This is a genomic window from Brenneria goodwinii (genome assembly GCF_002291445.1).
Classification (GTDB): Bacteria; Pseudomonadota; Gammaproteobacteria; order Enterobacterales; family Enterobacteriaceae; genus Brenneria; species Brenneria goodwinii.
Window position 1 is genome coordinate 4,357,906 of the sequence record NZ_CP014137.1, and the last position, 13,601, is coordinate 4,371,506.

Consider the following 13,601-nt stretch of genomic DNA (forward strand, 5'->3'; position numbering starts at 1 on the left):
TTTTCCTCACACTTCGTCGATGACAATAACGCACTGTCCGGCGCTCACGGGGGAACCCGGCTGTACTCTCACTTCGCGGACGATGCCTGCGCAGGGGGATTCGATCGGAATTTCCATCTTCATCGACTCCAGCACCACCAGGACGTCGCCGGCGGCGACGCGGGCGCCCGTTTCAACCTGAACCTGCCATAGATTACCGGCGATCGGGCTGGTGACGCCGCACTGACCGGCCAGCAGCGGCGCGCCGGCGTCGTTTTCCGTGCTTTGCGCCTCGCTGTCGCAATGGGCCTGACCGGCATCCTCCCAGCGCCGCCGTTCGGCATCAAACGCCGAGCGTTGCCGGTGGCGGAATGCGGCGATGCTGTCCGCCTCTCGCGCCATGAACGCCAGATAGTCCGCCAGCGCCAGCTCGCCGTGTTCAATGCGCAACGGATAGCGCCCCAGCGGGAAGTCGCGGCGGATCTGCGACAGTTCGTCGGCGGAAACCGGGTAGAAACGGATCTGATCAAAGAAACGCAGCAGCCACGGCTTGCCGTCAAAGGCCTCAAGGTCGCGGTAGCGGTTCCACATTTGCAGCGTGCGGCCGACGAACTGATATCCGCCGGGGCCTTCCATGCCGTAAACGCACAGGTAGGCGCCGCCGATACCTACCGAATTTTCCGCCGTCCAGGTGCGGGCGGGATTGTATTTGGTGGTCACCAGCCGATGGCGCGGATCCAGCGGGGTGGCGACCGGCGCGCCCAGATAAACGTCGCCCAGCCCCATCACCAGATAGCTGGCGGCGAATACCGTACGGTAGACCGCGTCCAGATCCGGCAGGTTATTGATGCGACGGATAAATTCCAGGTTGCTCGGACACCAGGGCGCATCTTTGCGCACGGTGGTCATGTACTTTTGGATCGCCCGTTGGCAGGCAGGGTCATCCCAGGAGAGCGGCAGGTGCACAATGCGCGAAGGGACGCGCAAATCCTGCTTTTCACAGACCTTGCGCCACGCATCGGCCACCCACGGCAGCAGTTGCTCCAGCGGCAACGTTTCCGGATGGTAGTGGATTTGCAGCGAGCGGATCCCCGGAGTCAGGTCGATGATGCCGTTGACGCCGTCAGCCTGTAGCATTTGCATCAGACTATGGCCGCGAAAACGCAGCGCCAGATCCAGCTCCGGTTTGCCAAACTCCAGCAACAGGCAGCGATCGCCGCTGAGGCGGGCGACCAGCCGCTGGTTTTCCTGCCCGCGGTCGAGCACCACCGGGGATTGCAGCGGCTGCGGTCGCCAATGGACCGAAACGGGCCGCAATCCGCTATATTCCGCTTTTCGCGCCGCCGCCAGCGCGCGCGCCGTCGTGACGCTGACCGGGATGAAGCGCAGCTTATCGCCCGCCTTAAGCTGGCCGAGCTGCCACAGGTCGGCCTCAATCACGGTCGCGGGGCAGACGAAACCGCCCAGGCTCGGCCCGTCAGGGCCGAGGATCACCGGCATATCCCCGGTGAAATCCACCGCGCCGATGGCATAGGGATTGTCGTGGATGTTGGAGGGGTGCAGGCCCGCTTCGCCGCCGCTTTCACGCGCCCATTCGGGTTTGGGGCCAATCAGACGCACCCCGGTACGGCTTGAGTTGAAGTGAACTTTCCACTCGGCGGCGAAAAAGGTGTCGACATAAGCCGGGGTGAAATACTCCGGCGCGCCATGCGGGCCGTAAATCACCCGTAGCGCGCGGACCGCCGGCAGCGAGACGGCCAGCTCGGCAGGCAGACTGGCGCCGGCGGCGTTATCCCGCAGGGCGGCAAGATGCAGCACGTCACCCGCCCGTAGCGCGCGGCCGCCGTGACCGCCGAACTGCCCCAGCGTGAAGGTGCTTTTACTGCCGAGATAATCCGGCGCCTGGATGCCGCCGCGCAGGCACAGGTAGCTGCGCGCCCCCGCCCCGGCGATGGCGCCCATGCGCAGGGTACCGCCCGCCGGGATGTGAAATACGGTGTTCAGCGGCTGCGCTTGCCCGTCCAACTGCACCGGCAGCTCGGCGCCTGTCACCACCGCAACGGCGTCGGTGTTGAAGCGCAGGGTCGGGCCGCTCATGGTCACTTCCAGCGCCGCCGTTCCAGGGGCGTTTCCCAGCAGACGGTTGCCCAGGCACAGCGAACGGTCATCCATCGGCCCTGAGGGCGGTACGCCCACGGCCCAATAGCCGAGGCGTCCGGGGTAGTCTTGCACCGTGGTTTGCGTGCCCGGCGCCACAACGTCGCAGGTATTGGCGCGGTAGGTCAGCGTTTCCAGACAGCGGGTCCACGGCGCGCCGCTGGCGAAAGGGGTATCCGCCATGATTTGCCGCAGGTAATCACGGTTGGTTTCCACCCCGTACAACAGCGTAGCGGCCAGCGCGCCATCGAGTGCGCGGCGGGCCTCTTGCCGGGAAGACGACCAGCTAATCAGCTTGGCGATCATCGGGTCGAAATAAGGCGGAATTTCGCAACCCGCTTCGACCCAGGTATCGATGCGCAGCGATTCGCCGTCGGCCTCGGGAAAACTGACGGCCGTCAGCAGCCCCGGACTGGGCTGAAAGTTGCGTCCCGGATCTTCGGCATACAGCCGCGCCTGAATGGCGTGGCCGCGGGGCCGCAGATCTTGCGCCAGTTCATCCAGCGCGGGCAGTTCGCCCGCCGCCAGCAGCAGCATCCAGCGCACCAGATCCACGCCCCATACCTGTTCGGTGACGCCGTGCTCCACCTGTAGGCGGGTGTTGACCTCAAGGAAGTAGAACCGCTCGTCCTGGCTGTCGTAGACGAACTCGACCGTACCCGCGCTGCGGTAGCCGACGGCCTTGCCCAGCTCGATCGCGGCGCGGCACAGCGCCTCTTCCATGCCCGCCGGCAGGTTGGGGGCGGGGGTCTCTTCCAGTACCTTCTGATTGCGCCGCTGCACCGAGCAGTCGCGGACGCCCAGCGCCACCACCGCGCCGTGACCGTCGCCGAAAATCTGCACTTCAAGGTGACGGGCGCGCTCAATGTATTTTTCGATAAACACGCCCGCATCGCTGAAATTATTCTGTCCCAGCCGGCGCACGCTCTCAAAAGCCTCGGACAGTTCAGTGGGCGAACGGCATACGCGCATGCCGATCCCGCCGCCGCCCGCCGTGCTCTTCAGCATCACGGGATAGCCGACGACGCTGGCCGCCGTCAGCGCTTCATCGCTATCCGCCAGCAGTTCGGAGCCTTCCAGCATCGGTACGCCGTGCGCTTTCGCCAACGCGCGCGCGGTATGTTTCAGCCCGAAGACGCGCAGTTGCTCCGGCGTCGGCCCGATGAAGGCGATACCCGCCGCTTCGCAGGCTTGCGCAAAAACGGCGTTTTCGGACAGGAAACCATAGCCGGGGTGGATGGCCTTGGCGCCGGTTTGTCTGGCCGCCGCCAGGATCTTGTCGACCATCAGGTAAGTCTGTGCGGCGGGGCCGTCGCCCAGGCTCACCGCGATATCCGCCTGCCGGACGTGCAGGCTGGCGGCGTCGGCCTCGGAATAGACCGCGACGCCTTTCACATTCATTGCATGCAGGGTGCGCAAAATACGGCAGGCAATCGCGCCGCGGTTGGCAATCAATATGTTTTCAAACATTTACTCTGTTCTCGCAAAGGGCAGGTCGTCCCGCCGCTTATTGTTCTGCGTCATGGCCGTCCATGACGGAGCCGCTAGCCTGCTCGGTTACCGGCTTCGCCGACGTTCGCCGCGTTTACCCGCCGGCGCCGGGGCGAATGCCATGCCGGCTGTGCTGTAAGCGCGTTGATTTTGGGCCGTCACTGCCATATCAGTACCTCTGCGGGGGTAGGGTTCCAGCCGTTACAGGGGTTGTTAAGCTGCGGACAGTTGGAGATCAGCACAATCACGTCGGTTTCCGCCCGCAGTTCGACGTACTTGCCGGGGGCGGAGATACCGTCTTCAAACGTTAGCCCGCCGTCCGGGGTGACCGGGACGTTCATGAAAAAGTTGATGTTGGCGCCAATATCTCTTTTATCCAGACGACCGTCGTGCAGACAGGCGCACAGGAAGTTATCGCGGCAGCTGTGCATATAACGTTTATCCAGCGCATAACGCACGGTGTTGCTCTCCTGGGCGCAGGCGCCGCCCAGCGTGTCGTGGCGGCCGCAGGTATCGGCGACGATAGTCAGCAGCGGATTGCCCAGATTGGAATAGAGCACGCTGCCGGTGGTCAGATAGGCGTTGTTCTGGCGGCGGATCGTTCGCTGCGGATCGTAACGTTCACGCGGATTCGCCGCGCGGTAAAACAGCGTGTCGACCGCCTGGTTGCCTTCCAGATCGAGCAGCCGCAGTATCTGCCCTTGCTTGACGTCGAACAGATAGGGCTCGCCCGCCGGAATGACATGACGGAAAAGGGCATCTTCAGGCTGAAGGTTACTGGTGGTTAAGCTCATGTCGGCACCTCTTAGATATACAGGCGTTCAGTGTTATGAAATGCGCGGGCATTTTCCGCCCGCGAGCGGCGGCAACCTTCGGTAATGCCGTCGCTGTTCGGCTGGCTCCAGTTCAGCTTTACGGGTTTGGGGTCATAGCGCGGCTCGGGGTCCATGGGATGCTGTAGCGCGGTGAGCACCACCAGCGTATCCATCGGCGCGTACAGCTCAACGTAGTCGCCCGCTTGCGCGTTGCCGGGATGAAAATGGAATGCGCCCGCCGCATCCACCGTCACCTTACTGAACAGGTTGACCACCATCAGCAGGTCTTGCAGGTTCAGGTTCCACTTACCCATTTCCACCAATAAGTTATCCACCCCGTTGCGGTGAAAGGCGTTACGCTGTTCCTGATAGCGTCCCTGACCGTATTTCTCCCGGACTTCGCAGGCATCGAGCACGCCGCCAAAGCTATCGTGCCAGCCGCAGGTGTCGGCGGTGATGGCGGCCAGCACCCGGCCCATATCCGAATATAGACAGTGGCCCGCGGTGAGTTTGGCCGTATGCTGGCCTTTAAGGGTGTCGGGCAGATTCAGGCGTTCGCTGGGCTGGAGGGCATTGAGCAGCAGCAGGCTGACATTGGCGTCACCCTCGATATCCGTAATACGCAACTGCTGCCCCCGGCGCAGGACAAATGAGGTATGTCCGCCGCCAGGGACGATTTCTTCGTATAAAGAGGATTGTAAAATCAATGAGTTATCCATGATGGAGTCCTTATGAATGGGAAGCCGCCGGGGCATCGGCAAGGTGCGGCGGCAGCATTGAAATTGCGCGGCGTGCGGCAAGGCGATCGGCGTTGAGGGGAATGTCATAGGTAACGCGCGCGCCATAGGCGTTCGGCACCTGGGGATCGGCGCGAACCTTGTCGAATACCAGCAGGCGGGTGCCCAGATTGAAACCTTCCGACAGGTCGTGCGTAACCATGAACGCCGTCAGGCGGGTTTCCTGCCACAGTTCCAGCAGGAGCTTGTGCATATCTTTGCGGATGCCGGGATCGAGCGCGCCGAAAGGTTCGTCCAACAGTAAAATCCGCGGGCACATGATAAAAGCCTGGGCGATGGCCAGCCGCTGCTGCATGCCGCCGGACAGCTGTCCGGGGTATTTATCCAGCGCCTGTCCCAGCCCCACTCGTTGCAACAGGCGCGTCGCCTCTTCTCTGGCCTGGCGTTTGCGCCGCCCGAAGAAGCGCCCGGTAAAGCGGGCTTGCAGCAGTTCGGGGCCGATGACGACATTGTCCAATACGCTCAGGTGCGGAAAGACGGAGTAGCGCTGAAACACCACGCCCCGGCTGGCGTCCGGTTCGTTCGCCAGCGGTTTGCCCTCCAGCAGCAGCTTGCCCCGGCTCGGCTTTTCCTGCCCCAGCAGCAGGCGCAGAAAAGTGGATTTACCGCATCCGGACGCCCCGACCATGGTGCAGAACTCCCCTTCCTCAATAGATAAGTTGAGGCGCTCCAGCACCACGTGATCGCCGTACTCCTGCCAGAGATTTTTTATCTCGATAAAGCTCATGCCGCCCCCTCGGACCACGGGAAAAGGCCGCGATTGAGACGGCGCAGCGCATAATCCATCATCCAGGCCAGCAGCGTGATCCACACCACGTAAGGCAGAATCACGTCCATAGCCATGTAACGGCGCACCAGGAATATGCGGTAGCCCAGGCCCGCCGTCGCCGAGATGGCTTCCGCGGAGATCAGAAACAGCCAGGCGGCCCCCAGCATCAGACGCAGGGAAACCAGCAGGCGCGACAACAGCTGGGGCAGGATGACCCGCAATACCAGCGTCCAGCTATTGGCCCCCAGCGTTTGCGCTTTGATTAGGATCTCCGGCGGGAGTTCGCGGGCGCGCTGTTCAAGATCGCGGGCCAGCACCGGGGTAATGCCGATGACGATCAGCATCACTTTCGCCAGTTCATCCAGGCCAAACACAATGAACAGAATCGGCAGTATCGCCAGCGGCGGGATCATCGACAGCACCGCCATCAGCGGCGATAGCGAGGCTCTGAACAACGGGAACGCCCCGGCGGCGATGCCAAGGCATAATCCCGCCAGAGAGGAGATCCCCAGCCCGATCGCCAACCGGGTCAGGCTGGCTGCGGTGTCGGCCCAAAGAATATACTCGCCGCTGCGTCTGTCGGCGGTGAACGCGACGCGCTCTATCGCCTCGATCATCTGCCCGGCGCTGGGCAACAGCTTGTCGCTGGGGTTGTCCGCCAGCCGGGCGGCGGAACTGAAGAAGTAGATGGCGATCAGCAGTAGGAACGGCAGCAACATAAGCAGCAGCTGTCCGCCGCGTCCCGGATGACGATTGATCAAACGCATGGCACATTCCCCGCGGTGATTAAAGCTGCCCGTCGACGGCCATTTGTACAAAGGACGCGTCAAAACGCAGCTTCACATTATTTTTGTCGCCGATAACCACGTCGCCGGGGAAGGCGATGCCGACGGCGTCGGCGCTGCGCGCGCCTTCACCCAGCAGCCCTTTATCGAAAGAGAACTGCGCCACCCGCTGCATGGTTGTCGGCAGCTCGGCGCTGGCGGCGAACTGCACGGCGTCGGCCGGAGTGTAAAACAGATGGGTGGTTTTCAACTGGGCTTGATAGCCGGCCAGGTCGGTGCCTGACGCGCGCGCCATTGATTCGAGCGCGGCGTTATCGCCCGCCTGCATCGTCGACATGATTTCAAACCAGGCGCCGGTCAGCGCTTTGCCCAGCGCCGGGTTATCTTTGAGCGTCTGCGTATTGACGACCATCAGGTCGATGATTTCCCCCGGAATCTGGCTGGAGCTGAAGACTTCGTTGGTGTCGGGCGTCGCTTTGATTTCGGAAAGCTGGGGATTCCAGGCGCCGGCCGCCTGAACGCTGCGGGTATTAAAGGCGGCGACGATATCGGCGTCGGAAGTATTCACCACTTTGACGTCTCTTTCCGCCAGACCGGCTTTTTCCAGTCCGCGCACCAGCAAATAGTGAGAAACGGAGAGTTCGGGCAGGTTGATATTCAGCCCTTTCAGGTCGGACAGCGTCTTGTCTTTGCCCTTCACAACGATGCCGTCATTGCCATCGGAAAAGCTGCCGGCAATCAACGCAGTGGTGTCGACCCCGCCTGCGGCGGGCATGGTGAGCGCATCCATGTTGGTCATTGAACAGCCGTCGAACTGCCCGGCGGTGTACTGATTGATTGACTCAACATAGTCGTTAAGCTGGGTGACTTTTATGTCAATATCGTATTTTTTGGCCCATTTATCGATAATGCCTTCGGTACTGGCATACCCCCAGGGCATCCAGCCGGCATATATCGTCCAGCAGACGTTAAAACTCTTTTTGACCTCAGCGTGGGTGGAAAAGCTCAGAACAGTCAGAAGGCAGGCGGCAAGAAGGCCGGGTGAACGGGGCTTTTTCATCAATCTCTCTCCAGTCGGGTTTACGGGTGCAGGAGCAGCAAAATACCGATAGGGGTTTGCTGTCTCCCGGGCTTTTATCCCGCCGTGTAACCTCGCTGGAGGTCGCCAGCTCTCGGACCAGTCATTCACCAAAAGTGAACCGGAACCCTAGCCAGCTATTGAGTGCGCCCAGACTAGACGAATTAGTACTGTGCTGCCCTGTAGATAATATCAAGCAATATATGTGCCAATAAATAAAATCAATAAAAATAGGCATATTGCGATATCAGGCCGGAGGCCGCGAACTAAAATGGTGCGGATAACGCGTTCCATGCCCAAAAATCACGCAGTGGTTGCGCCCAATGTCCTATCGGCAGCGGGCGCGATCGATGCCTGGGTTTGCCGGGCGTGTTTATGGCGCGCTGACGCCGGGTCAGGTTGTTTCGCTGCGGCAAACATCGGTATTCTTTGGTGATGTGGGTGAGCGGTTATGTTATTACTAATCGGATTTCTGATGATGGCGTTCGTTCGCGTGAACGCCTTATCTTGCGTGGATTCAACCCTCCCGATCGTTAACCGGTCGATTTTGATACGGATAGTAGGACAAGAAATTGATGTTGAAGCACATGTTGACTGACGAATCGTCAAAGGGCCGTATCCGGCTTGATAACGAGGCGGTGATCCTGCTGGCTGCGGAGCATGTGTTTGCCCGTTTTGGCTTTAAAGGCGCCACCATGGCGCTGATCGCCGAAGAGGCGAATCTGCCGAAACCCAACCTGCACTACTATTTCGGCAACAAAAAGAACCTGTATTTATGCGTTCTGGACGACATTTTGCACGACTGGCTGTCGCCGCTGGAGCATTTTCAACCACAGGCCGACCCGCGAACCGTTATCGAACAGTATGTGCGGCAAAAAATGGTATTAACCTTCGAACGTCCATACGCCTCTAAGCTGTTTGCCAATGAACTGCTGCAAGGCGCGCCGATGGTGCATGATATCCTGAAAACCCAGCTCCATGATCTGGTCGCCAGCAAGGCCGCCGTGGTTGACGGCTGGATAGAACAGGGATTGCTGCTGCCGTTGGACAGTAAACACTTCTTTTTCTCCATCTGGGCCATTACGCAAACCTACGCCGATTTTGATATCCAGATTGCCGCCGTGCTTGGCGAAGAAGCCGGCGCGCCGGATCGGCGGCAGCGGGCCGTCAAGCATGTCCTGACCAGCGTGTTTAGAATGTGCGGTTTGGATACGGATGGCGTCGACCGGTAAACACCAAATAGCTCAGCGCTGAATTTAGAATTGGATATCCAGCCAAGAAATGCTGATGCAATGGGTAAAGATCCCGCGGCCGCAAACCAGATATGGAAGGCAGAGTGGTAATGGCGGCACTGGATGTGTATATGAACGGCTACCGGGTTGGCCTATTTATCAAAACCGCTACCGGCGGCAGAGCGCGGGCTATCTTTTTTGTCGCGTCTGATATTTCGCTGATACTTTGCGCGATGTATGTAAGATCCGCAGGATATGCACTTCGTTCATTTTTCGTTTCAGCGCATAGATAATGATGAACGGGAACTTTGTCAGCACCAGTTTTCTTCTCTCCCCGGACTTACCTATATCTATTCCCGCTTCCGGCGTGGCTTTCAGCAGGGATACCGCCGACTCGAACTTGTCATCCGCCCCATTCGCTACATCCAGTCCGGCTTCTTTATACAGGTAACGATAAATACCTTCACGGTCTGCCAGCGCCTGCTTTTCCCAGCGTATTCCGGCCGTCACAACTCACCTCGCGCCGCCCGCGCTTTCAGTTCATTCATCCGCTGACTGGCATCCTCATTGCTGATGAACTCGCTTTCACCCGCATCATAACGATCGAATGCTTCCCGCACTTGTGCTTCAAGCCATTCATCACCGGCGTTACGCTGATGCTGCCGCTCTTCTTCGGCCAGTTCCTCCGCCCGCTGCCGCATCAGCTTCGTCAGACTGACCTGATGACGCTCGGCGGCCAGCATTGCCAACCGTTTGATTTCTTCATCAATTCTAAAGTGGATAGTTCCCATTGCCGCCTCCTGTGGTGTCACTTGTGTTGTCATATTACGTTACTTTTCCTGTTTTTTCCTCTTCTTCGCCTCACAGATAGCCTCCGCGGCCCACATCCACGTGATCGGCCAGCTCAGTACAAGCCGGCGTTTACATTCTTTTTGGCGAAGACAACTCCTCCATCAGCACAAAAATAGCGCAACGCGTGAAACGAATAGCCTGATTTGCACCTCAATTGGTCAAAGTTTGTTCTTATGGCTCAAGAGGCGTGTTGGTAATTAATTGTTTTTATTTGAATTAATTATTTTTATGAAAATGGCACATAAATCGCATGGTTAGTTCGGAAAACTTAACCATTTGGTCAAGATTGTTTGAAAGGTGTGGCGCCACCGGACTTTTCCTTCATTCGACGTTAGCGGGAGAACCATTATGAGCCATCGAAAGCAAGGCGATACAGGCGGGCGGTTGAGCGGTTTTCGTGACCCGGAAGTTAACCAGCCAGAGGAGTGTGCCGAATGAAAACATCATTACCGCCCGGCGTTGATACGCCGGGTATTCAGTCCGGGCGGCTGAGCGCGGCGGAATACGCGGACAACTTCAGCGACAGCGTGGCGCCGCTGACCAATATTCAGGCGGTGATCGAGGCGGAGCGTTGCTACTACTGCTATGACGCGCCCTGTACCCGTTCGTGCCCGGCGGATATTAATGTGCCGAGCTTTATCCATCGTATCGCCCAGGAAAACGTGCGCGGCGCGGCGCAAGCCATTCTGAGTGAAAATGTATTGGGCGGTATGTGCGCCAGGGTTTGTCCGACCGAAACCTTGTGCGAACAGTCCTGCGTGCGCAATCAGCAGGACGGCAAACCGGTACGGATTGGTCTGCTGCAGCGCTATGCCACCGATGCCTATCTTTCCAATCCCGGTCAGCCGCTGTTTACCCGCGCGACGTCGACCGGCAAAAAAGTGGCGGTGGTGGGCGCCGGTCCGGCGGGGTTAACGGCGGCTCACCGTCTGGCGCGATGCGGGCACCAGGTGGTGGTGTTCGACGCCAGAGAGAAACCGGGCGGTTTGAATGAATACGGTCTGGCGAGCTACAAAACAACCGACGATTTTGCCCAGCGTGAAATCGCCTGGCTGTTGTCGATTGGCGGCATCGAGCTACGCCTTAACCAGCGTCTGGGGCGGGACATCAGTCTGGATAGGCTGCGCGCTGATTATGATGCGGTTTTCCTCGCGATGGGGCTAGGCGGCGTCAATGCGCTGGGTATTGAAGGGGAACCGCTGGAAGGCGTGCGTGAGGCGGTTGATTTTATTGCCGAATTACGTCAGGCGTCCCATCCCGGCGAGGTGGCGATCGGCCGCAACGTGGTGGTGATTGGCGGCGGCATGACGGCCGTTGACGCCGCGGTTCAGGCTAAAAAGCTGGGCGCGCGTGAAGTCACCATGGTGTATCGCCGTGGCGAAGCGGATATGAAAGCCTCGCCGCACGAACAGGAATGGGCGAAAGCCAATGGCGTAACCATTCGCCACTGGGCGGCTCCCTTGACTATCCACGGTGAGAATAATTGCGTCACCGGCGTGTCGTTTATGGTGATGCAATGGCTGGCGGGGGCGCTGGTCGCCAGCGGGGAAAACTTTACCTTACCGGCCGACATGGTGCTCAAGGCCATCGGTCAGACCTATGACGCCGGCCCGACGGAGAGCGTTATTACCCTGAAAGGCGGCCGGATCGCCACCGATGAGGAAGGTCGCACGTCGCTGCCCGGCGTGTGGGCCGGGGGCGATTGCTGCGCCGATGGCCTGGACTTAACGGTAGACGCGGTACGGCAAGGCAAAGCGGCGGCGGCGTCGATAGACGCGGTGCTGCGACCTTTTGCCAGCCATCCGGTAAACCATAACCCTTCAACCACCGATCGGGAGTACTCACATGGCTGATATCAGCAGTAACTTTTTAGGTATCAAAAGCCCGAACCCTTTCTGGCTGGCTTCCGCCCCGCCTACCGACAAGGAATACAACGTCGTTCGGGCATTCGAGGCGGGCTGGGGCGGCGTGGTGTGGAAAACGCTGGGCCAGGATCCGCATGTGGTCAACGTCAACGGGCCGCGTTACGGCACGCTGCGCACCACTGACCGCCGCATCATCGGCTTGAACAATATCGAATTGATTACCGACCGATCGCTGGAAACCAATCTGGAAGAGATTGCCCGCGTGAAGCGCAACTGGCCGGACCGGGCGATGATTGTCTCCATTATGGTGCCCTGCGAAGAGGAGGCCTGGAAAAGCATTCTGCCGCTGGTGGAACAGACCGGCGCAGACGGCATTGAGCTGAACTTCGGTTGTCCGCACGGCATGAGCGAACGCGGCATGGGGGCCGCGGTGGGGCAGGTGCCGGAGTACATCGAAATGGTCACCCGCTGGTGTAAGCAGTATTGCAGCCTGCCGGTGATCGTCAAACTGACGCCGAATATCACCGACATTCGCTACCCTGCGCGTGCGGCGCGGCAAGGCGGCGCCGACGCCGTATCGTTGATTAACACCATCAACTCGATAATCGGCGTGGATCTGGAGCAGATGGTCATGACGCCCAATACCGGCGGCAAAGGATCGCACGGCGGTTACTGCGGCCCGGCGGTGAAACCGATCGCCCTGAACATGGTGGCGGAAATCGCCCGCGATGAGCAAACGCGCGGACTGCCCATTTCCGGCATCGGCGGCGTGTCCACCTGGCGCGACGCCGCCGAGTTTATCTCGCTGGGCTGCGGCACGGTGCAGGTGTGTACCGCCGTGATGGTGCACGGTTTTCAGATTGTGGGCGACATGATAAGCGGCCTGTCCAACTTTATGGATGAGCGTGGCTACCGCACGCTGGAGGATTTCCGCGGCCGCGCTGTCGGTTCCGTCAGCGATTGGCGCTATCTGAACCTCAATCACATCGATAAGGCGGTCATCGATCAGGATAAGTGCATCAAGTGCGGGCGCTGTCATCTGGCCTGTGAGGATACCTCGCACCAGGCGATCACCAGCATGAAAGACGGCGAACGCCATTATGAAGTGAAGGAAGAGGAGTGCGTGGGCTGCAACCTGTGCGTATCCATTTGCCCGGTGGACGAGTGCATCTCCATGCGCAGCCTGCAACCGGGCGAGGTGGATTTGCGCACCGGGAAGAGGGTGAGCGGCGAGTACGCCAACTGGACGACGCACCCGAATAACCCGATGGCGACCACGGCAGGTACGGTCTGAGGCCGACCCCACCCCGGCCTCCCCTTCGCAGGGGCTGTCTCTTATACACAAATGTAGGGGCTATGAGGGGGGGGGGGCCGTTACCCGGCGTAAGAAATTATGCTGAGGAGATAGCAGGCTTAGGATGAGCCGCACGGACGCGGCGAAAGCTTGCGCCACGTATGGAACGTGTCGCAAGCGGTCCGTTAAGCCTGATACCGACGAAGGCATCGCGCAGCGACATAATTTAGCCGCAAGCCGGGGTTCATAGGGGGCTGGCGTCTGAGCCCCCTATGTCGGGCGCGTGCTGCGAGGCAGCATGAAAATAGCGGCATTGTGGCGCACGAAACTATCTCCAAGTCCGCATAAAAATGTGACTAAGAGACAGTCGCAGGGGAGGGAGTTTACAGCGGTTTAGCCTCTCACACGGGCGGGGGAGCAAAACCGGTACGTCCCTCCCTCTGACAAGGGGAAAGGGGGCAAGACAGCCGTTGGCTCCTCCCCCGGC

At 59.8% G+C, this 13,601-nt stretch carries 12 protein-coding genes and 1 riboswitch; of the genes, 4 read left to right on the forward strand and 8 right to left on the reverse strand.

The window, feature by feature from the left end:
• Window positions 1-6: 6 nt before the first annotated feature.
• From uca to ACN28R_RS19335, 6 genes are all read right to left on the reverse strand, one after another.
• Window positions 7-3,606, reverse strand: coding sequence for an urea carboxylase (uca, locus tag ACN28R_RS19310; RefSeq protein ID WP_095835238.1), 3,600 nt, complete (start codon window positions 3,604-3,606; stop codon window positions 7-9).
• A 179-nt stretch (window positions 3,607-3,785) separates the two neighbouring features.
• Window positions 3,786-4,421 (reverse strand): urea amidolyase associated protein UAAP2, encoded by a 636-nt coding sequence (locus tag ACN28R_RS19315; protein ID WP_095835239.1) that lies wholly within the window; start codon window positions 4,419-4,421, stop codon window positions 3,786-3,788.
• Window positions 4,422-4,432: 11 nt separating this feature from the next.
• Window positions 4,433-5,161, reverse strand: coding sequence for an urea amidolyase associated protein UAAP1 (locus tag ACN28R_RS19320; protein ID WP_048636922.1), 729 nt, complete (start codon window positions 5,159-5,161; stop codon window positions 4,433-4,435).
• A gap of 10 nt (window positions 5,162-5,171) precedes the next feature.
• Window positions 5,172-5,966: an ABC transporter ATP-binding protein gene (locus ACN28R_RS19325; protein WP_095835240.1), complete on the reverse strand. Its 795-nt coding sequence runs from the start codon at window positions 5,964-5,966 to the stop codon at window positions 5,172-5,174.
• Window positions 5,963-6,775, reverse strand: coding sequence for an ABC transporter permease (locus ACN28R_RS19330; RefSeq protein ID WP_048636924.1), 813 nt, complete (start codon window positions 6,773-6,775; stop codon window positions 5,963-5,965). Before ACN28R_RS19330 ends, ACN28R_RS19325 begins: the two co-directional genes overlap by 4 nt.
• Before the next feature lie 19 nt (window positions 6,776-6,794).
• Complete coding sequence (locus tag ACN28R_RS19335) at window positions 6,795-7,853, reverse strand: putative urea ABC transporter substrate-binding protein (RefSeq protein WP_095835241.1); 1,059 nt, start codon at window positions 7,851-7,853, stop codon at window positions 6,795-6,797.
• Window positions 7,854-7,914: 61 nt separating this feature from the next.
• Window positions 7,915-8,015: riboswitch (guanidine-I (ykkC/yxkD leader) on the reverse strand.
• A 179-nt stretch (window positions 8,016-8,194) separates the two neighbouring features.
• Between ACN28R_RS19335 and ACN28R_RS19340 the strand changes: the two genes are divergently transcribed.
• The gene (locus tag ACN28R_RS19340; RefSeq protein WP_156186722.1) at window positions 8,195-8,335 is read left to right on the forward strand and encodes a hypothetical protein; all 141 of its coding nucleotides are present in this window, start codon (window positions 8,195-8,197) and stop codon (window positions 8,333-8,335) included.
• A 111-nt stretch (window positions 8,336-8,446) separates the two neighbouring features.
• Window positions 8,447-9,103, forward strand: coding sequence for a TetR/AcrR family transcriptional regulator (locus ACN28R_RS19345; protein WP_095835242.1), 657 nt, complete (start codon window positions 8,447-8,449; stop codon window positions 9,101-9,103).
• A 189-nt stretch (window positions 9,104-9,292) separates the two neighbouring features.
• Here the strand turns inward: ACN28R_RS19345 and ACN28R_RS19350 are convergent, their stop codons facing one another.
• Window positions 9,293-9,613, reverse strand: coding sequence for a type II toxin-antitoxin system RelE/ParE family toxin (locus ACN28R_RS19350; RefSeq protein WP_048636928.1), 321 nt, complete (start codon window positions 9,611-9,613; stop codon window positions 9,293-9,295).
• Window positions 9,610-9,894: a damage-inducible protein J gene (locus tag ACN28R_RS19355; protein ID WP_095835243.1), complete on the reverse strand. Its 285-nt coding sequence runs from the start codon at window positions 9,892-9,894 to the stop codon at window positions 9,610-9,612. The genes ACN28R_RS19350 and ACN28R_RS19355 overlap by 4 nt, the downstream gene beginning before the upstream one ends.
• Window positions 9,895-10,389: 495 nt before the next feature.
• Here ACN28R_RS19355 and ACN28R_RS19360 point away from each other — a divergent pair, with 495 nt between their 5' ends.
• Both ACN28R_RS19360 and preA read left to right on the forward strand, forming a co-directional pair.
• A complete protein-coding gene (locus ACN28R_RS19360) occupies window positions 10,390-11,808 on the forward strand; it encodes an NAD(P)-dependent oxidoreductase (protein WP_048636930.1) in 1,419 nt (472 codons plus the stop codon).
• Complete coding sequence (preA, locus tag ACN28R_RS19365; RefSeq protein ID WP_095835244.1) at window positions 11,801-13,114, forward strand: NAD-dependent dihydropyrimidine dehydrogenase subunit PreA; 1,314 nt, start codon at window positions 11,801-11,803, stop codon at window positions 13,112-13,114. Before ACN28R_RS19360 ends, preA begins: the two co-directional genes overlap by 8 nt.
• Window positions 13,115-13,601: the final 487 nt, after the last annotated feature.